The following is an 18,620-nucleotide window of genomic DNA, read 5'->3' on the forward strand; positions in this document are numbered from 1 at the left end:
TTCAGTTCTCCAGAATGCTGTCTATCGCCGCGGGAAGGTCTTCATAGCCTTCGACCAGCATATCGGCCCCGGCGCTGCGCAGTTCAACTGCGTCATGATATCCCCACGTCACCCCGATGGCTCTGGCCCCGGCGGCCTTGCCCATTTCCATGTCAAACGTCGTATCGCCAACTATTACGGTGCGATGCTTTTCCGCACCGGTCTCGGCCATGGCCTGCAGCATCATACCCGGATGGGGTTTGGAGGGATTGTTGTCCGGGGTCTGCAAAGTCACGAAATGGTGGGCGATGTTATGCAGTTGCGTCAGACGGTGCACCCCGTGCAATCCCTTGCCCGTCGCAATGCCCATGACCATCTCCGGCCGCGCTCCGAGAATCTCCAGGGCCTCACGCGCCCCGGGAAACAGACCTTCGCGTCCTTCAGCGGCGACAAGAGAGCCGCGATAATGCGCGCGATAGCGTTCCGACAATTGCTCGGCGAGGGCGTGATCGTCCCGGCCCAGCAATTGCAGCATCGCCCTGGGCAGGGACAGCCCAATGATGCGGCGCACTGCGCCTGGCGGAGGTACGTCCAAACCCGCTTCGGCAAAAGTTGTCGTCATGTGTTCGACAATCAACGCCTGGGTATCGATCAGCGTGCCGTCCATGTCGAACATGACCAGCTTCACGCCTTGGCCTCCGGATCGGTATTTTGTGCATCGTATCGATCGGGATCGAACCCAAGAGCCTCAAAGCTCTGCCGCATATGCGGCGGCAGCGGCGCCGAAATGTCGATCTTCTTGCCGTTGCGCAATGGTAGCGCAATGCGCCGGGCGTGCAGATGCAACCCCTCACCAAGCCCAGGCGCTGCCTGCCAGTTCTCGATATTGAAGTAGCGTGGGTCGTCGATGATCGGCGTGCCGAGTTGCGCCATATGCACGCGCAATTGGTGGGTCCGACCGGTCACCGGCTTCAGTGTCACCCAGGCGAAGCGCCGGCTTGCGGTGTCCGTGGTGGAATAATAGCTCGACGAATGGACGGCGCCCGGCGCACCATTACGTACCACCACCATCTGCTCGCCATCTGTCGTGGCCTGCTTGGCCAGAAAGCAGGAAATCTCGCCCTGCCGCGGCGACGGGTTGCCCGCGACGATCGCCCAATAGATCTTGCGGGCCGATCGCGACCGAAACACGGAACCGAAATGCTTGGCCGCCGCCGCTGTCTTGGCGACAACAAGGCAACCAGACGTGTCGCGGTCAAGCCGATGCACCAGGCGCGGGGCTTCACCGGCCTTGTTGGGCAGGTTTTTCAGCAAGCCGTCCATATGCCGAACCGTGCCGCTACCACCCTGCACCGCAAGGCCATGCGGTTTATTGAAGACGTACAGGTCGTCGTCCTCATAGAGGATCAGATCCTTGAGAAAGCGGACGTCATCAAGGTTCGGCTTGAATGCGCGGACAGTGTCTGGATCATCGATCGGCGGAATACGGACAATCTGCCCCTCGGCCAGGCGCGTGCTGGTCTGCACCCGACCCTTATCAACACGCACCTCACCGTTGCGGATAAGCTTTTGCAGTCGTGCGAAGCCGAGCTGCGGAAAATGTCGGGCAAACCAGCGATCGAGCCGCATCCCGTCGTCGTCCGCCGTTACATCGCGATGTTGTACGCCACTCATGCTGCGCCTCTTGTTACAAGCAGCCCGAGATATAGACCGGCGAGGCAAACCACAACCGACAAGGCGATATAGAGCATCGCCTGCGTCAATGCCCCGCGCTCGACCAGGGCAATGGTGTCGAGCGAGAAAGACGAGAAGGTGGTAAAGCCGCCTAAGATGCCGATGGCTGCGAACAGTCTGATCTCATTGGACATTTGAGGCGTTGTACGCGCCAGGATGCCAATCAGCAATCCCATCGCCACCGAGCCGATGACGTTGACGGCCAGCGTTCCCAGCGGGAAACTCACGGGCCAAAGCCGCCCCACGGCGGCCGAAACACCGTAGCGCGCCATCGCCCCAAGGGCACCGCCGGCCCCGACAAGAAGTACCGCCTGCATCGTCTAACCCTCGCTATCAGAACTGTTTTTTGCAGCGCGGAGCCGGGAAAAATAGTCCATCCGCTTGCGCAGATCGCGTTCGAACCCTCGTTCGACGGGATGGTAGAAGTCCTGTCGTCCAATCTTTTCCGGGAAGTACTGCTGCCCCGAAAAGGCGTCTGGCGTATCGTGGTCATAAATATACCCATCGCCATAGCCCTGCCCCTTCATCATCTTGGTGGGGGCATTGAGAATGACCTTGGGCGGCATGGGCGACCCGGTTGCCTTGGCAACGGACACCGCAGCCTTGTAGGCGGTGTAGACAGCGTTCGATTTGGGCGCGAGGGCCAGATAGACCACAACCTGCGCCAGCGAGAGCTCGCCCTCAGGCGAACCAAGCATCTGATAAGCGTCGCGGGCCGCCACCGCCAGGGTCAACGCCTGGGGGTCGGCCAGTCCGATATCTTCCGAAGCCATGCGGATCAGGCGGCGCGCCAGAAACAGTGGGTCTTCACCCGCGTCGAGCATGCGCGCAAAGTAATAAAGCGCCGCGTCCGGATCAGAACCGCGAATGGTCTTGTGCAGGGCCGAGATCAGATTGTAGTGGCCGTCCTGCGCCTTGTCATAGATCGGCGCCCGACGTTGCACCACCGACAACAGGCTGGTGGGATCAAGCACTTCCTCCGGGGCTGCCGATGCAAGGATCTCCTCCACCAGCCCGAGTAGAGCGCGGCCGTCTCCATCCGCCAGTCCCAGCAAGGTAGCGCGCGCTTCATCCGTTAGTGGAAGTCCAGCGCCTAATAGACTCTCAGCGCGGCGCAAAAGATCCTCAAGGTCCTCGGCGCCGAGCGATTCAAAGCGCAGCACCTGGCTGCGCGACAACAAGGCTGCGTTGAGCTCGAAGGACGGATTTTCTGTGGTCGCGCCAACCAGCACCACGGTGCCATCTTCCATCACGGGCAGAAAACTATCCTGTTGGGCACGGTTGAAGCGATGGATCTCGTCGACGAACAGCAAGGTGCGGTGACCGGACATGCGCTCGAAACGCGCTTTCTCGAAGACTTTCTTGAGGTCCGCGACACCAGAAAAGATCGCCGAAATCTGTTCGAAGCGGTAGCCGATCTGGTTGGCGAGCAGGCGTGCCACAGTGGTCTTGCCGGTGCCTGGCGGGCCCCAGAGGATCAGTGAGCCCAAGCGGCCCGAAGCCAGCATGCGGCGCAACGTGCCCCCCTCACCCAGCAGGTGGGTTTGCCCGATCACCTCGTCGAGGCTAAGCGGACGCAATTGGTCGGCCAATGGGCGGGCCTTGTCGGTTTCGGATGGGTCGGCGGCGAACAGGTCAGACATGCCCCTTCCCTACCAGACCCGAATGCGTTGCGCATCAACCAGAAACGATTGCCCTGCTGACCCGGCCGTTGCGCTGCAAGATAATCTGCCAGGTGCGCACTCGTTGGCTGGCGACCTGTTGGAAAGTCGCAGCATCGACCATCTCGATATCGTTGAGCGCCAGAATGACATCATCGACCTGCAGACCCATCGCCTCGGCGGGCGAACCGGGCTCTACCGCCGTCACAAGCACGCCGCTGGCATCATAGGGAAGCCCCTGTTGCTCGGCCAGGGCCGGATCGAGCTGCCGTACACTCACCCCGGAGAAACGGGAGTTGGCGACGATCGTCGCAAGCGCTGTCTCGGCGGGCTGCGGCGCAGCTTCAACCAGAAAAGGCAAGGTCTCGGTCGATCCTCCGCGCAATCGCTCCAACTGCGCCTGCTCACCAAGGGCACGCGTTGCCAGCCGGAAGTTGAATGCACTGGGGTCGTCGACGCGCAACCCATCGACGGAGAGGATCACATCCCCGGACCGGAAGCCGGCCCGCTCCGCCGGCCCGCCCGGTGCAACCTCGGTGATCATCGCCCCATGCGGCACTGCCATGCCCAAACTGGCTGCGATGTCCGCACTAACCGGCTGCATCTTGGCCCCGAACCAGGGCCGCACGATCTCTCCGCCCTTGACGCCCGCCTCGGCCACGAGCCGAGCCATGTTCGCGGGAATGGCGAAGCCGATCCCCACCGAACCGCCCGTTTGGGAGTAGATTGCCGTATTAATCCCGACCAACTGCCCATTCAGATCGACGAGGGCGCCGCCTGAATTTCCCGGATTGATGGCCGCGTCCGTCTGGATGAAGAATTCGTAGTCGCTCGCCTCCACGCCGGTGCGCGCAAGAGCTGACACTATTCCGCTCGTCACGGTCTGTCCGACCCCAAACGGATTGCCGATCGCCAGCACGAGATCGCCCACCAGCAGTTTATCGCTATCGGCAAATTCAATGGCGGGGAAGGCCGCTCCGCCGCTCGTCCGGACCCTGAGGACGGCTAGATCGGTCTGCTCGTCTTCAATGACCACATCGACGTCGAATTCGCGCCCATCGCCAAGCGCGATCCGGACATCGGTTGCGCCTTCGATCACATGCCGGTTAGTCAGGATCACACCACTGCTCTCAACGATTACGCCTGAGCCCAGAGACCGGGATTCACGGGGGCGGCTCTGCAGAAACTGGTCGCCAAAGAAGCGAGAGAAGAACGGATCATTGGCAAATGGCGACACCGCCCTTTGCTCGACCCTGGTCGCATAGACATTGACCACCGAGGGCGAAACGCGCTGCACCACAGGCGCAAAGCTGAGCTTTATTTGTGCATCGCTTTGCGGAATGGCACGTTGCTCTTCTGGAATGTCTAACTGCGCCTGCTGCGCAATGCTTGGCTGCATGCCATTCCAGGGCGCCAGGGCGAGACTGCCCGCGCCAGCCAGAGCGACAAGGGCGACGCACGAAAATACCAACGAACGCAGGGACATAACAAATCCTTTTGGAATCAGTTTGTGAGCCGAACCACAGCCGATGGATAGAGCGACCAGAACACCCCGAATCTGTCACGAAAATGACGCCTCAACATAGTTGGCTCGCAGCCCAAATAAACGTTTGCGCCCAGGGTCACATGGCCCTATACGCAGCGCTCAATTTTCCCCTCACCTCCAGCCCCGAAAGGCCTGTTGTCCAATGACCGACGAGCCGAAGACCATTCATGCCAACACCTCGGCATTGATTGCTGCTGAAGCCCCTGACTTCCCGTCCTTCCTGTTTTCGGAACGCGAGTTTCACCGGGCAATCGGGGTGTTCAAGAGAGGGTTCGACGGGCTGCTGACCTATGCGGTGAAGTGCAACCCCAGCCCACATGTCATTGCCCAACTTCACGCCGAGGGTCTCAAGGCATTCGACGTTGCCTCGAATACTGAAATGGAACTGGTGCGCGACCACGCTCCGGGCGCGGTGATGCACTACAACAACCCGATCAAGAACAAGCGCGAAATCGAACGCGCCTATGACGAGTTCGGTGTTCGCAGCTTCACCATCGACCATCCCCAGCAGCTCGATCAGCTTGCCTCCATTGTCTCTCCCAGTCGCGATGTCGAGGTCACCACCCGCTTCAAGGCCGGCAAGGCGCTCAAATCCTATGATTTCGGCATCAAGTTCGGGGTGATGGAACAGTCTGCCGCTGAAATTGTCACCGCGGTCGAAAAGATGGGCTACACGCCCAGCCTCTGCTTCCATGTTGGTAGCCAGTGCGAAGATGCCTACGCCTATGCGCGCCACATTGCTGCAGCAGCCCGCATCGTCGAAGAAGCCGGCATTGATCTCAAGCGCCTCAATATCGGTGGTGGCTATCCGGCCCCCTACCCGACCAGCGAAGCGCCGCCGATGGATTATTATTTCGATACCATCGCAGAGGCAGTTGCCGAACACTTCCCCAACAAGGCACCCGAGCTCATCATCGAGCCGGGCCGCGCTCTCGTGACCTCCTCCACATCGCTCCTGCTACGCGTGAAGCATCAGCGCGGCGGTCAGGCCGTCTACGTCAATGACGGGGCCTACGGCGCACTGATGGAGGTGAAATTCATGCACTTCACCCCGCCGGTGCGCGTCTGGCGCGGCCCACGCCTGCACGACAATAATGGCGAGTTCTCCGAATTCACCATGTGGGGTCCAACCTGCGACAGTTATGACGTGCTGCCCCAGGTGTTCACCCTTCCCAGCGACATCGACGAAGACGACTGGATCGAGTTCGGCCTGATGGGCGCATATACCCAGGCCTCGCTGACCCCGTTCAACGGCTTCGACCGCCGCGAGCAGTACTGGGTCGACAGCATCTATACCGGCAAGGACATGGCTCCGGCCGAGTAATCCATGTCGCAACGATATTCCGCCGCCCCGGCACGCTGGGGCGGCGGAATCTGTCTATCCAAGGTCAGCTAGGGCCACGGACCTCAACAAGGCGGGGGCTTTCGCCAACGCCGTTCCCGACACCTCCAATACGCAGCCTATCCACCCCTTCAAAAGGGTCCAGACTTCTCGCTCCCCCGAACGAAAAAGGCGGCCCAGGAAATCCCGGACCGCCTCAAATCATTGTCATGCCGACAAGGCTTATGCCGCTTCGGCTTCGTCTTCCTGCGTGAAGACCGGACCGGAATCCTGGCCCTTGGCATCGACGTCACGATCGACGAACTCGATCACGGCCAACGGGGCGTTGTCGCCATAGCGGAAGCCGGCCTTGAGAATGCGCAGGTAACCGCCCTGGCGTTCAGCATAACGCGGACCGAGCACGGCAAAGAGCTTGGCGACCATGGCTTCATCGCGGATCTGGGCGATGGCCTGGCGGCGGGCATGCAGATCGCCGCGCTTGCCAAGGGTGATGAGCTTCTCGACGATCGGACGCAGGTCCTTCGCCTTGGGCAACGTGGTGACGATCTGTTCGTGCTTGATCAGCGCTGCAGACATGTTGGCAAACATGGCCTTACGGTGGGAAGCGGTACGGCTGAACTTGCGGCCTCGGGAAGCGTGGCGCATGGGTTATCTCCTAAAGTCTGGGCAGCGCCGGATCAGTAATGATCTTCGTAGCGCTTGGCGAGGTCATCGATATTCTCGGGCGGCCAGTTGTTGACGTCCATTCCGAGATGAAGCCCCATCTGTGCCAGGACTTCCTTGATTTCATTGAGCGACTTGCGGCCAAAGTTCGGCGTCCGCAGCATCTCGGCTTCCGTCTTCTGGATCAGGTCGCCGATATAGACAATGTTGTCGTTCTTGAGGCAGTTGGCCGAACGGACCGACAGCTCGAGTTCGTCGACCTTCTTGAGCAGCGCCGGGTTGAAGGCCAGTTCCGGGACAGCGTCCTGGGCCTTCTCCTTGGTGGGCTCTTCAAAGTTAACGAAGACCGAAAGCTGATCCTGCAGGATACGGGCAGCGTAGGCCACCGCGTCTTCCGGCGAAATCGCGCCATTGGTCTCGACCGACAGGGTCAGCTTGTCCTTGTCCAGGCTTTCACCCGCACGGGTCGCATCGACCTTGTAGCTCACGCGGCGAACCGGCGAGAACAATGCATCGACCGGGATATAGCCGATCGGTGCGTCCTCGGGGCGGTTCTTGTCGGCGGGAACATAGCCCTTGCCGGTATCCACGGTGAACTCGATATTGATCTCGGCACCGTCGTCGAGGTGACAGATGACCAAGTCAGGGTTCAGCACTTCAATATCGCCGGTAACCTTGATATCGCCAGCAGTCACGGCACCCGGCCCCTGCTTGGAAAGCGTCAGGCGCTTCATGCCCTCGCCACCCATCTTCAGGGCGATTTCCTTGACGTTAAGAACGAGATCGGTGATGTCCTCGCGCACGCCGGGCAACGAGGAGAATTCGTGCAGGATGCCGTCAATCTGGATAGCGGTCACTGCCGCGCCCTGAAGCGACGACAGCAGCACGCGACGCAGGGCATTGCCCAGGGTAAGCCCGTATCCGCGCTCAAGCGGCTCGGCAACCACCGAGGCCACGCGCGCGTTGTCGCTGCCCGAAACAATGTCCAGCTTGGTCGGCTTGATTAGTTCCTGCCAGTTCCTCTGGATCGTCACGGTAATGTCCTTTCAATTTAGCGGCCATCTCGGCCACTCCGCCGCATACACAATAGAACTCCCGGCCCATTCAATCGGCCGGGAGACTTCCAATCGTCTTATTAGACGCGGCGCCGCTTGCGTGGACGGCAGCCATTGTGCGGAATCGACGTGACGTCGCGGATCGAAGTGACATTGAAGCCAGCGGCCTGCAAAGCACGCAGCGCCGATTCACGACCCGAACCCGGACCGCGCACTTCGACCTCAAGGGTCTTCATGCCGTGCTCCTGGGCCTTCTTGGCCGCATCTTCAGCAGCAACCTGAGCAGCATAAGGGGTCGATTTGCGCGAACCCTTGAAACCCATCACGCCCGAGGACGACCACGAAATCGTGTTGCCCTGCATGTCAGCGATGGTGATCATCGTGTTGTTGAAGGAGGCGTTCACGTGAGCGACGCCCGAAGTGATATTTTTGCGCTCTTTGCGACGGACGCGCGCGACTTCAGTCTTAGCCATTACTATCCTCTAGGATATCGGCGCTGCCGTAGTTCCAGCAGCTCCACCACGGAAGAAGCGGTCCAAGTCTGCCCGGCAAGTTCTGGAGAACCCCGGAAAGGCTTGACCCGCCACTCCCAATTCAAAAAACCACCCCGCAGATGCGGGAAGGCAATTACTTCTTCTTACCGGCGATCGCCTTAGCCGGACCCTTGCGGGTGCGAGCATTGGTATGGGTGCGCTGGCCACGGACCGGCAGGCCGCGGCGGTGACGCAGACCACGATAGTTACCCAGATCCATCAGGCGCTTGATGTTCATTGCAACATTGCGGCGCAGATCACCTTCCACGACATAATCGCGGTCGATGGCTTCACGGATCTGGATCAATTCAGCGTCAGTCAGTTCGTTGACGCGGCGCTCCGCCGGAATACCGGCACCTTCAGTAATGTCCTTGGCGAATTTCTCGCCGATCCCGTGAATATACTGCAGCGCGATAACCACGCGCTTATTCGTCGGAATGTTGACGCCAGCAATACGAGCCACGTCTGCTCTCCTTCATTCACACGCGCCATCCCGGCGGGTGCCTTTAAACAACAAGGGACCGGACTTCGACCCCCAACTAAGGGAGAACCGAATCCAGCCCAATGATCCATGAGACTGGTGCGGTTCTTTAAGGATAAGACCGGGCAGAGTCAACTGCCCTACCCGGTCTATTGTTTACTTGCCCAGGGCACTCTTGATCGCTGCTGTCACCTCTTCGACGGGAGCCATCCCGTCGACTGGCTTCAACAGGCCCTTGCCGGCATAGTATTCAACCAGCGGCGCGGTTTGTTCCGAATAGACACCGAGGCGCTTGCGCAGCACTTCCTCATTGTCGTCGGCACGGGCGCCGCCCGATTCCTTGGCACGATTGATGACGCGCTTCACCAGCTCGTCAGCTTCCGCCTTGATCTCTATGACGGCGTCGAGGGCGATTCCCTTGTCCGCCAGCATTTGATCTAGTGCTTCGGCCTGCGCAATCGTGCGTGGAAAACCATCCAGGATAAATCCAGGCTTGCAGTCTTCCGCGTCCAGGCGTTCGGAAACAATGCCATTGACGATGGCATCAGAAACCAGGTCGCCACGATCCACGATCGCCTTGGCTTCCAGCCCCAACGGGGTCTTGGCAGCAATGGCGGCGCGCAGGATGTCGCCGGTTGAAAGCTGGGGGATGCCATAGGCCTCCACCAGAATCTTGGCCTGTGTGCCCTTCCCCGCCCCCGGGGGTCCCAACAGGATCAACCTCATCGACGCTTGCCTCCTCCAAGACGGGATTTCTTAAGCAGCCCCTCATATTGCTGGGCCACCAGATGGCTCTGGATCTGTGTGATCGTATCCAGTGTAACCGTAACCATGATCAGCAGCGACGTACCGCCGATGAATTGGCTGACCGCCAGCTGGCTGAACAGCACTTCCGGAATCAACGCCACGATCGTCAGATAGATCGCGCCGACCACCGTGATGCGCGTCAGCACATAATCAATGTGCTGCGCGGTGCGCTCACCGGGACGAATACCGGGAATGAAACCGCCGGAACGCTTCAGATTGTCCGCCGTCTCAGTCGGGTTGAACACGATCGCCGTGTAAAAGAAGGCAAAGAAGATGATGAAGGCGGCAAACAGCGCCAGATAAAGCGGTTGCCCACGCCCCAACAGAGCCGTCACCGTGGTCAACCAGGCTGGTGCATTCCCCTGCGCCGCAAACGAGGCAATGGTGGCTGGCAACAGCAGAAGGGAAGACCCGAAGATCACCGGGATCACACCGGACGTATTCAGCTTGAGCGGCAGGTGCGAGGTATCGCCCTGGAACATCTTGTTGCCGACCTGACGCTTCGGATACTGAATCAGCAGTCGGCGCTGAGCCCGCTCGAAGAAGATGATGACCGCAATTACCACCAAGGCCAGCACCAGCATGCCAAGCCCGGCTAGCGCAGGAAGTGCCCCTGTGCGCGCCAATTCCAGTGTCTGTGCGACAGTCGCCGGCAAGTTCGCCACGATACCGGCAAAAATGATCAGCGAGATGCCGTTACCGACGCCGCGCGCAGTGATCTGCTCACCCAGCCACATCAGGAACATGGTGCCACCCACCAGGGTAATCACCGTCGAAATGCGGAAGAACCAACCCGGATTGAGCACAACGCCCTGGCTGCCCTCCAGACCAACGGCAATGCCATAGGCCTGTACAGCACAGAACAGCACCGCCAGATAGCGCGTGTACTGATTCATCTTGCGACGCCCAGCCTCACCCTCTTTCTTGAGGGCCTCGAGCCGTGGAGACGCCGTGGACACCACCTGCACCACGATCGATGCGGTAATGTAAGGAATAAGGTTCAGCGCAAAGATCGCCATGCGCTCGACGGCGCCACCGGCGAACATGTTGAACATGCCGATGATGCCCTGCTGCGACTGTTCAAAAGTCGCGCGGAATGCATCAGGGTCGATCCCCGGAACCGGAATGAATGTGCCCAAACGATAAACAAGCAGCGCTCCAAGTGTGAACAGGATGCGCTGCTGGAGGGCTTTCGCCTTGGAAAAGGTCGAGAAACTGAGATTACGTGCCAGCTGTTCGGCTGCGGACGCCATATAATTCGCTCCTACGGCTTAGATGCCAGGTGCGCTCGGAGCGCTGGAGACGCATATATGGGATATGTGCCGACCAGACGCAACAAACCATAAGAGCGCACCCAGCGTCATGCCGGGTGCGCCCTGCCAAGTCAATTACTCGGCGCGTGGGGCCTTCTTCCAGGTCTCCTTGACCGGGATGAGATCCAGCTTACCACCAGCAGCTTCGATGGCCGCAGTAGCACCCTTGGTGGCATAGTCCACCTTGAAGGTAACCTTCTTGGCCAAGAAGCCTTCAGAACCGATCAGGCGCACGCCGTCCTTAGGACGACGAATGACACCAGCGGCCACCAGAGCGGCAGAGTCCACAACAGCCTTGGCATCGAGTTTGCCGCTGTCGATATAGGCCTGGATGCGGTCGATGCGGACTTCATTGAAGTCGCTCGGGTTCCAGGCATTAAAGCCACGCTTCGGCATACGCATGTGAAGGGGCATCTGGCCGCCTTCAAAGCCGTTGATAGCGACACCGGAGCGAGAGGTCTGGCCCTTCACACCGCGACCGCCGGTCTTGCCGACGCCCGAACCGATACCACGGCCCACGCGAACGCGGGTCTTGTTGGCACCAGGATTATCGCGAAGTTCGTTCAAACGAGTCATTGATCCGACCTTCCTTTACTCGCCGACGACGCGGACGAGATGCGGGATCTTGTTGATCATGCCGCGCACTTCGGGCGTATCAACCAGCTCACGCTGCTTGTTCATCTTGTTAAGCCCGAGACCGATCAGGGTCGCGCGCTGGCTCTTTTCACGGCGGATCGGCGAACCGACCTGCTGGACAACGATGGTCTTGTCTTTTGCCATTGTACTTCTCCAGGGCCCCTATCAGGCTTCTACTGCAGCCTCGCCGCGGCGAGCCTGGAGTTCAGAAACCTTGATACCGCGACGCGAGGCCACCGAACGGGGGCTGTCAACGCGCTTGAGCGCATCGAACGTGGCACGGATCATGTTGTAGGGGTTCGCAGTGCCCTGCGACTTGGCGACGATGTCATTGATGCCCAGCGTCTCGAAAACAGCGCGCATCGGACCACCAGCAATGATACCGGTACCCGGAACGGCAGCACGCAGGATGACCTTGCCGGCGCCATGGCGACCGGTAACATCATGGTGCAGCGTACGGGCGTCGCGCAGCGGCACGCGGATCATCTGACGCTTGGCCTGCTCAGTTGCCTTACGGATAGCCTCGGGAACTTCACGGGCCTTACCGTGACCGAAACCGACGCGACCCTTCTGGTCACCGACAACGACGAGGGCGGCAAAACCGAAGCGACGGCCGCCCTTCACAACCTTGGCCACACGGTTGATGTGGACCAGGCGATCGACGAACTCGCTTTCGCGTTCTTGAACGTCTCTGCTCATAATTCTCTTCCTCGCCGTTGTTAGAACTGCAGGCCGCCCTCACGGGCAGCGTCTGCAAGGGCCTTAACACGGCCATGATAGATATAGGCGCCACGGTCGAACACGACCTCGCCGACACCAGCCTTGACACCGCGTTCGGCAATCAGCTTGCCAACGGCCACTGCCGCATCGGCATTGCCGCCGTTCTTGTGCGAACCGCGCACGTCCTTTTCCAGGGTCGAAGCGGCAGCCAGCGTACGGCCGGTCGTGTCGTCGATGATCTGGGCGTAGATGTTCTTGTCCGAGCGGAACACGCTGAGACGGGGACGACCAAAGGCACGAGCCTTGAGCGCCTTGCGGACACGGGCCTTGCGGCGTTCCGCACCTTTTGCAGAAATAGCCATCTGTGGCGCTCCTTACTTCTTCTTGCCTTCTTTGCGGAAGACCTGCTCGTCGGCGTAACGCACACCCTTGCCCTTGTAGGGCTCGGGCGGACGCCAACCGCGGATCTCAGCCGCAACTTGGCCAACCTGCTGCTTATCGATACCGGTCACCACGATCTCGGTCGGCGCCGGAACAGCGAGGGTGATCCCCTGGGGAGCCTCATACACCACTTCGTGGCTGAAACCGAGCGAGAGCTTGACGTCCTTGCCCTGCATCGCGGCGCGGTAACCAACGCCCTGAATAGCCAGCTTCTTCTCGAAACCGGCGCTCACGCCAGTAACGATGTTCTGGATCAGCGCACGGGTTGTGCCCCAGGCGGCGCGAGCTTCACGAGTATCGTTGGCAGGAGAAACGACGATACCGTCATCACCCTGTTCGACATTGACGATATCCATGAGCTGCAGGCTCAGTTCGCCCTTCGGGCCCTTGGCGCTAACGGTACGACCATTGATCGTTACCGTGACGCCGCTTACCGGGGCCACCGGTTTCTTGCCAGTACGTGACATAATGCTTCCTTGAGTAATCGTCTTGCCGATCCTCTAAGCCAATTGGCTTAGAAGACGCGGCAGAGTACCTCGCCACCCACATTGGCAGCCTTGGCTTCGTGGTCGGCCATCACACCCTTGGGGGTGGAGAGGATCGAAACACCCAGGCCATTGGCAACCTGTGGAATATTCTTGACGGATGCGTACACCCGACGACCGGGACGCGAAACGCGTTCGATCGTGCGGATAACGCCTTCATTGTCCGAGTACTTGAGTTCAATCTCGTACTCGGCAGCGCCGTTCTCAAACTTGGTCTCCGAATAGCCGCGGATGAAACCCTCGGACTGGAGAACGTCCAGCACACGACCACGCAGGGTCGAAGCCGGAGTCGAAACGGAATTCTTGCGACGCTCCTGAGCGTTGCGGATGCGGGTCAGCATATCGCCGATTGGATCGGAAAAGCTCATTTGATGTTTCTCCTTACCAGCTCGACTTCACCAGACCCGGGATCTGACCCAGGTTGCCCAGCTGACGCAGGGCAATGCGGCTCATCTTGAGCTTGCGATAATAACCACGCGGACGACCCGACACTTCGCAACGGTTGCGAATGCGGACCTTGGCCGAATTGCGGGGCAGCTCGGCCAGTTTGAGGCTGGCCTTGAAACGCTCTTCAATCGGAGCGTCCTGGTTCTTGACGGTAGCCTTGAGCGCGGCGCGCTTGGCGGCATACTGCTGAGCCAGAGCGGCGCGCTTCTTGTTCTTTTCGATGGAGCTGGTCTTTGCCATGTCCTGATCCTTTATCCCTTCCTCGGAGCCGCTTACTGGCGGAACGGGAAGTTGAAAGCCTTGAGAAGCGCACGCGCCTCATCATCGGTGCGGGCCGTCGTGGTGATCACGATGTCCATGCCCCAGACCTGATCAATCTGATCGTAGTTGATCTCGGGGAAGATGATGTGTTCCTTGATGCCCATGGCATAGTTGCCACGACCGTCAAAGGCGTTCGGGTTGAGGCCACGGAAGTCGCGGACGCGCGGCAGGGCGATATTCACCAGGCGATCCAGGAATTCATACATGCGCGTCTTGCGCAGCGTGACCTTGACGCCCAGAGGCATGCCTTCGCGAACCTTAAAGCCAGCGATCGACTTACGGGCGTGGGTGATCACGGGCTTCTGACCGGAGATCAGCTCGAGCTGGTCAGCGGCAGACTTCACCTTCTTGGTGTCGTTGACGGCTTCGCCAACGCCCATGTTCAGCACGATCTTGTCGAGCCGCGGCAGTTCCATCACGTTCTTGTACGCAAAATGCTCACGCAGGGCGGCCTTGATCGTGGTGTCGTATTCGGTCCGGAGACGCGGAATGTAAGCGGTCTCAGCCATCGATCTGATCTCCGGTGGTCTTGGCGACGCGGGTCTTCACGCCGTCCTTGATCTGGAAACCGACGCGGGACGGCTTGCCATCCTTGTCGGCGACCGCCAGGTTCGAAAGATGGATCGGCGCTTCCTTGGTGAAGATGCCGGCATCATTCGATGCAGTCTGCTTCTGGTGGCGACGAACCAGGTTGATACCCTGGACGATCGCGCGGGTTTCGGACGGAATGACGGACAGGACCTGACCGGTCTTGCCCTTGTCCTTGCCGGCCAGGACGACGACTTTGTCGCCCTTCTTGATCTTGGCGGCCATTACAGCACCTCTGGGGCAAGCGATATGATCTTCATCTGGTTCTTGGCGCGGAGTTCGCGCGGAACCGGTCCGAAGATACGGGTGCCGATCGGTTCTTTCTGAGTGTTCAGAAGAACGGCGGCGTTCTTGTCGAAACGGATGACGGTGCCGTCGGGACGGCGGATGTCGGTTGCGGTGCGAACCACCACGGCCTTCATCACCTGGCCCTTTTTGACGCGGCCGCGCGGAATAGCGTCCTTGACCGAAACGACAATAATGTCGCCGACCGAGGCGTATTTGCGATGCGAACCGCCCAGCACCTTGATGCACATGACTCGCTTGGCGCCTGAGTTATCGGCGACGTCGAGATTGGACTGCATCTGGATCATGACTGGATGCCTTCTAGTTTATCGGCTGCACCGTCACCCGGCGCGCCGACCTGAATTGTTTCTCTTACGCAGACGGCGAAGAAGCCGGCACGAGTGCCCAACGCTTGTTCTTCGAAACCGGCGCGGTTTCCTCGATCCACACGGTCTGACCGACCTTCGCCACGTTGTTTTCGTCGTGGGCGTGGTACTTCTTGGAACGACGCACGGTCTTCTTCAGAAGCGGATGGGTGAAACGGCGCTCGACACGAACCACGATGGTCTTGTCATTGGCGTCGGAGACAACTGTCCCCTGCAAAACGCGCTTTGGCATGGGTGTGAATCCTTACTTAGCTGCGTTCTTTTGGCCGAGGACGGTTTTGATCCGCGCGATATCGCGCCGGACTTCCCGAACCCTGGCCGGCTTTTCCAACTGCTGGGTAGCGCGCTGGAAACGCAGGTTGAACTGTTCTTTCTTCAGGTCGACGAGCTGATCTTTCAGTTCGTCTGCGGTCTTGGCCCGCACATCACTGGCTTTCATGCTCGTGTTCCTTAATCGGCAATACGCGTGACAATACGCGTGGTGATCGGCAACTTCATTGCTCCGAGGCGAAGGGCCTCCTTTGCAACGTCTTCGGGTACGCCGTCAATCTCAAAAACGATACGACCCGGTTTTACGCGCGCAGCCCAGTACTCCACAGAGCCCTTACCCTTACCCATACGGACTTCGGTAGGCTTCTTGGAAACCGGCACATCCGGGAAAATCCGGATCCAGACGCGGCCCTGGCGCTTCATCTCGCGAGTAATCGCACGACGGGCGGCTTCGATCTGGCGGGCCGTAACGCGTTCCGGCTCTGTGGCCTTGAGAGCGTACTGGCCGAAAGCCAGGGTGGTGCCACCCTTGGCTTCGCCATGAATACGGCCCTTATGAGCCTTGCGGAACTTAGTTCTCTTCGGTTGCAGCATAATGAACTAACCTTCTTATGCGCGTTCGCGGTCGCGATCGCCGCGTTCACGGCGCGGTTCGCGCTCGGAACGATGACCACCTTCACCACCTTCGGTGGCACGACGCTCATGTGCTGACGGATCGTGCTCAAGGACTTCGCCCTTGAAGATCCAGACCTTGATGCCGATGATGCCGTAAGTGGTTTCGGCTTCAGCAGTACCGTAGTCGATATCAGCACGCAGGGTGTGCAGCGGCACGCGACCTTCGCGGTACCATTCGGTACGAGCGATGTCGGCTCCACCAAGACGACCACCAACATTGACGCGGATACCACCGGCGCCCATGCGGATTGCGGTCTGCACGGCGCGCTTCATGGCGCGACGGAATGCCACACGACGTTCCAGCTGCTGGGCAATGCCCTGAGCAACCAGCGTTGCATCGGTCTCCGGCTTGCGCACTTCAACGATGTTGATGTGCACTTCGCTGTCGGTGAACTTCTTCACCTTGGCGCGGATCTTGTCGATGTCAGCGCCCTTCTTGCCGATCACGATGCCCGGGCGGGCAGTGTGGATCGACACGCGGCACTTGCGGTGCGGACGCTCGATGACGATCTTTGAGACCGCAGCGGCCTTCAGATCCTTCATCAGCATGGTGCGGATCTTCAGGTCTTCCTGCAGCAGCGAACCATATTCGCCCTTGGTAGCAAACCAGCGGCTGTCCCAGGTCCGGTTGATGCCGAGGCGGAAGCCAATCGGATTGATTTTCTGGCCCATTATGCGGCCTCCTCAACTTGCCGGACAACGATCGTCAGGTGCGAGAACGGCTTCTCGATCCGCGACGACCGGCCACGGCCGCGAGCGGTGAAGCGCTTCATCACCAGCGAATTGCCCACATAGGCTTCAGCAACGACAAGAGCGTCGGTGTCCAGGCCGTGGTTGTTTTCGGCGTTGGCGATGGCGCTCTCGAGCACCTTCTTCACCTGGCCGGAGATGCGCTTGTGGCTGAATTCGAGATCGGCCAAAGCCCGCTCGACCTTCTTGCCACGGATCAACTGCGCGACGAGGTTCAGCTTCTGAGGGCTGATGCGCAGCATGCGCAGCACAGCCTTTGCCTCGTTATCCTTGAGAGCGCGCTCAGTCTTAGGCTTGCTCATCTCTACTTCCTCTTGGCCTTCTTGTCGGCCGCGTGACCGTAATAGGTACGGGTCGGCGCGAACTCGCCAAACTTGTGACCGATCATTTCCTCGGTGACGAGCACCGGGACATGCTTCTGGCCATTGTGCACGCCGAACGTGATGCCGACGAACTGCGGCAGAATGGTCGAGCGACGGGTCCAGATCTTGACCACATCATTGCGGCCAGACGACTGGGCCTTCTCGGCCTTCTTGAGCAGATAGCCGTCGACAAACGGCCCCTTCCAAATCGAACGGGTCATGTCTTACCTGCCCTTCTTCACGTGACGGCTGCGAACGATAAACTGGTCCGTAGCCTTGTTGCTGCGTGTACGCTTGCCCTTGGTGGGCTTGCCCCACGGGGTCACCGGATGACGGCCACCCGAGGTACGGCCTTCACCACCACCATGCGGGTGGTCGACCGGGTTCATGGTCACACCGCGGTTGACCGGCTTGCGGCCGAGCCAACGATTGCGACCAGCCTTGCCCATCGAGGTGTTCGAGTGATCCTGGTTGCTGACCGCCCCAACGGTAGCCAGGCAAGACCCATGCACACGACGCTGCTCACCCGAGTTGAGGCGCAGAACGGCCCAACCCTGGTCGCGGCCCACATACTGGGCATAGGCACCGGCCGAACGGGCGACCTGGCCGCCCTTGCGGGGCTTGAGCTCGATATTGTGCACGATGGTACCCACCGGCATGCGTTCGAGCGGCATGGTGTTGCCAGGCTTCACGTCCGCGCCCTTGAGCGAGGAGATCACCTTGTCGCCGGCCGTCAAGCGCTGCGGAGCAACGATATAGGCAAGTTCACCGTCTTCATACTTGATCAGCGCGATCCAGGCGGTGCGGTTCGGATCGTACTCGAGACGTTCAACAGTCCCGACCACATCGAACTTCACACGCTTGAAGTCGATCATGCGATAGCTGCGCTTGTGACCGCCACCACGATGGAACGCAGTGATGCGACCACGGTTGTTACGACCACCGGATTTGCTCAGGCCTTCGGTCAGAGCCTTGACCGGAGCACCCTTCCACAGTTCCGAACGGTCGGTCGTCACCAGCGTGCGACGGCCTTCGGAAGTGGGGTTATAAGTCTTTAGAGCCATTTGTCTGTCTCTTATC

The 18,620-nt window shown here is 59.8% G+C and carries 29 protein-coding genes; 1 reads left to right on the forward strand and 28 read right to left on the reverse strand.

Features of this window, described 5'->3' with window-relative positions; all coding sequences use genetic code 11:
* Nucleotide 1 precedes the first annotated feature (1 nt).
* The 5 genes from GGR20_RS16540 to GGR20_RS16560 are packed head-to-tail and all read right to left on the reverse strand — an operon-like array spanning nt 2 to nt 4,860.
* Nucleotides 2-667 (reverse strand): HAD-IA family hydrolase, encoded by a 666-nt coding sequence (locus GGR20_RS16540; protein ID WP_183312480.1) that lies wholly within the window; start codon nt 665-667, stop codon nt 2-4.
* Complete coding sequence (locus GGR20_RS16545) at nt 664-1,653, reverse strand: RluA family pseudouridine synthase (RefSeq protein WP_183312481.1); 990 nt, start codon at nt 1,651-1,653, stop codon at nt 664-666. Before GGR20_RS16545 ends, GGR20_RS16540 begins: the two co-directional genes overlap by 4 nt.
* On the reverse strand, nt 1,650-2,030 hold the full coding sequence (gene crcB, locus GGR20_RS16550; RefSeq protein ID WP_183312482.1) for a fluoride efflux transporter CrcB: 381 nt from the start codon (nt 2,028-2,030) through the stop codon (nt 1,650-1,652). The genes GGR20_RS16545 and crcB overlap by 4 nt, the downstream gene beginning before the upstream one ends.
* Nucleotides 2,031-2,033: 3 nt before the next feature.
* Complete coding sequence (locus GGR20_RS16555; protein WP_183312483.1) at nt 2,034-3,356, reverse strand: replication-associated recombination protein A; 1,323 nt, start codon at nt 3,354-3,356, stop codon at nt 2,034-2,036.
* Between the two features lie 34 nt (nt 3,357-3,390).
* Nucleotides 3,391-4,860: a DegQ family serine endoprotease gene (locus tag GGR20_RS16560; protein WP_246349708.1), complete on the reverse strand. Its 1,470-nt coding sequence runs from the start codon at nt 4,858-4,860 to the stop codon at nt 3,391-3,393.
* Nucleotides 4,861-5,062: 202 nt separating this feature from the next.
* Here GGR20_RS16560 and GGR20_RS16565 point away from each other — a divergent pair, with 202 nt between their 5' ends.
* Entirely contained in the window at nt 5,063-6,244 is a 1,182-nt protein-coding gene (locus GGR20_RS16565; protein WP_183312484.1) for a type III PLP-dependent enzyme domain-containing protein, read from the forward strand.
* 240 nt (nt 6,245-6,484) lie between these two features.
* On the opposite strand, the gene rplQ is transcribed toward GGR20_RS16565, so the two are convergent.
* The 23 genes from rplQ to rplB all read right to left on the reverse strand — a co-directional run bounded on the left by rplQ (nt 6,485) and on the right by rplB (nt 18,604).
* The gene (gene rplQ / locus GGR20_RS16570; protein ID WP_183312485.1) at nt 6,485-6,907 is read right to left on the reverse strand and encodes a 50S ribosomal protein L17; all 423 of its coding nucleotides are present in this window, start codon (nt 6,905-6,907) and stop codon (nt 6,485-6,487) included.
* A 32-nt stretch (nt 6,908-6,939) separates the two neighbouring features.
* Complete coding sequence (locus tag GGR20_RS16575) at nt 6,940-7,965, reverse strand: DNA-directed RNA polymerase subunit alpha (protein ID WP_253560315.1); 1,026 nt, start codon at nt 7,963-7,965, stop codon at nt 6,940-6,942.
* Between the two features lie 95 nt (nt 7,966-8,060).
* Entirely contained in the window at nt 8,061-8,453 is a 393-nt protein-coding gene (gene rpsK, locus GGR20_RS16580; RefSeq protein ID WP_046104437.1) for a 30S ribosomal protein S11, read from the reverse strand.
* A gap of 154 nt (nt 8,454-8,607) precedes the next feature.
* Entirely contained in the window at nt 8,608-8,976 is a 369-nt protein-coding gene (gene rpsM / locus GGR20_RS16585) for a 30S ribosomal protein S13 (RefSeq protein WP_183312487.1), read from the reverse strand.
* A gap of 174 nt (nt 8,977-9,150) precedes the next feature.
* Nucleotides 9,151-9,720 (reverse strand): adenylate kinase, encoded by a 570-nt coding sequence (locus GGR20_RS16590; protein ID WP_183312488.1) that lies wholly within the window; start codon nt 9,718-9,720, stop codon nt 9,151-9,153.
* Nucleotides 9,717-11,054, reverse strand: coding sequence for a preprotein translocase subunit SecY (secY, locus tag GGR20_RS16595; protein WP_183312489.1), 1,338 nt, complete (start codon nt 11,052-11,054; stop codon nt 9,717-9,719). The genes GGR20_RS16590 and secY overlap by 4 nt, the downstream gene beginning before the upstream one ends.
* 135 nt (nt 11,055-11,189) lie before the next feature.
* A complete protein-coding gene (gene rplO / locus GGR20_RS16600; RefSeq protein WP_183312490.1) occupies nt 11,190-11,690 on the reverse strand; it encodes a 50S ribosomal protein L15 in 501 nt (166 codons plus the stop codon).
* A gap of 15 nt (nt 11,691-11,705) precedes the next feature.
* Nucleotides 11,706-11,894: a 50S ribosomal protein L30 gene (gene rpmD, locus GGR20_RS16605; RefSeq protein WP_104894189.1), complete on the reverse strand. Its 189-nt coding sequence runs from the start codon at nt 11,892-11,894 to the stop codon at nt 11,706-11,708.
* Nucleotides 11,895-11,915: 21 nt separating this feature from the next.
* On the reverse strand, nt 11,916-12,449 hold the full coding sequence (rpsE, locus tag GGR20_RS16610; RefSeq protein WP_104894188.1) for a 30S ribosomal protein S5: 534 nt from the start codon (nt 12,447-12,449) through the stop codon (nt 11,916-11,918).
* Nucleotides 12,450-12,469: 20 nt separating this feature from the next.
* Entirely contained in the window at nt 12,470-12,832 is a 363-nt protein-coding gene (rplR, locus tag GGR20_RS16615; protein ID WP_104894187.1) for a 50S ribosomal protein L18, read from the reverse strand.
* Nucleotides 12,833-12,844: 12 nt separating this feature from the next.
* A complete protein-coding gene (gene rplF, locus GGR20_RS16620) occupies nt 12,845-13,378 on the reverse strand; it encodes a 50S ribosomal protein L6 (protein ID WP_183312491.1) in 534 nt (177 codons plus the stop codon).
* 47 nt (nt 13,379-13,425) lie between these two features.
* Nucleotides 13,426-13,824: a 30S ribosomal protein S8 gene (rpsH, locus tag GGR20_RS16625; RefSeq protein ID WP_056308241.1), complete on the reverse strand. Its 399-nt coding sequence runs from the start codon at nt 13,822-13,824 to the stop codon at nt 13,426-13,428.
* 13 nt (nt 13,825-13,837) lie between these two features.
* Nucleotides 13,838-14,143, reverse strand: coding sequence for a 30S ribosomal protein S14 (gene rpsN / locus GGR20_RS16630; RefSeq protein WP_104894185.1), 306 nt, complete (start codon nt 14,141-14,143; stop codon nt 13,838-13,840).
* Between the two features lie 32 nt (nt 14,144-14,175).
* Complete coding sequence (gene rplE, locus GGR20_RS16635) at nt 14,176-14,733, reverse strand: 50S ribosomal protein L5 (protein ID WP_183312492.1); 558 nt, start codon at nt 14,731-14,733, stop codon at nt 14,176-14,178.
* Nucleotides 14,726-15,037 (reverse strand): 50S ribosomal protein L24, encoded by a 312-nt coding sequence (gene rplX, locus GGR20_RS16640; protein ID WP_183312493.1) that lies wholly within the window; start codon nt 15,035-15,037, stop codon nt 14,726-14,728. The genes rplE and rplX overlap by 8 nt, the downstream gene beginning before the upstream one ends.
* On the reverse strand, nt 15,037-15,405 hold the full coding sequence (rplN, locus tag GGR20_RS16645; RefSeq protein WP_183312494.1) for a 50S ribosomal protein L14: 369 nt from the start codon (nt 15,403-15,405) through the stop codon (nt 15,037-15,039). Before rplN ends, rplX begins: the two co-directional genes overlap by 1 nt.
* Before the next feature lie 64 nt (nt 15,406-15,469).
* A complete protein-coding gene (gene rpsQ / locus GGR20_RS16650) occupies nt 15,470-15,715 on the reverse strand; it encodes a 30S ribosomal protein S17 (RefSeq protein WP_183312495.1) in 246 nt (81 codons plus the stop codon).
* 12 nt (nt 15,716-15,727) lie between these two features.
* Nucleotides 15,728-15,922, reverse strand: coding sequence for a 50S ribosomal protein L29 (gene rpmC / locus GGR20_RS16655; RefSeq protein WP_104894180.1), 195 nt, complete (start codon nt 15,920-15,922; stop codon nt 15,728-15,730).
* An 11-nt stretch (nt 15,923-15,933) separates the two neighbouring features.
* Nucleotides 15,934-16,347, reverse strand: a complete 414-nt coding sequence (gene rplP, locus GGR20_RS16660; RefSeq protein ID WP_104894179.1) for a 50S ribosomal protein L16 — start codon at nt 16,345-16,347, stop codon at nt 15,934-15,936.
* Between the two features lie 15 nt (nt 16,348-16,362).
* Nucleotides 16,363-17,100: a 30S ribosomal protein S3 gene (gene rpsC, locus GGR20_RS16665; protein ID WP_183312496.1), complete on the reverse strand. Its 738-nt coding sequence runs from the start codon at nt 17,098-17,100 to the stop codon at nt 16,363-16,365.
* Complete coding sequence (rplV, locus tag GGR20_RS16670) at nt 17,100-17,480, reverse strand: 50S ribosomal protein L22 (protein ID WP_067453330.1); 381 nt, start codon at nt 17,478-17,480, stop codon at nt 17,100-17,102. The genes rpsC and rplV overlap by 1 nt, the downstream gene beginning before the upstream one ends.
* A gap of 2 nt (nt 17,481-17,482) precedes the next feature.
* On the reverse strand, nt 17,483-17,761 hold the full coding sequence (rpsS, locus tag GGR20_RS16675) for a 30S ribosomal protein S19 (RefSeq protein WP_183312497.1): 279 nt from the start codon (nt 17,759-17,761) through the stop codon (nt 17,483-17,485).
* A gap of 3 nt (nt 17,762-17,764) precedes the next feature.
* Nucleotides 17,765-18,604: a 50S ribosomal protein L2 gene (gene rplB / locus GGR20_RS16680; RefSeq protein ID WP_183312498.1), complete on the reverse strand. Its 840-nt coding sequence runs from the start codon at nt 18,602-18,604 to the stop codon at nt 17,765-17,767.
* Between the last annotated feature and the right edge of the window lie 16 nt (nt 18,605-18,620).

The sequence above is a fragment of the Devosia subaequoris genome, from assembly GCF_014197055.1.
In the GTDB taxonomy this organism is placed as follows: Bacteria; Pseudomonadota; Alphaproteobacteria; order Rhizobiales; family Devosiaceae; genus Devosia; species Devosia subaequoris.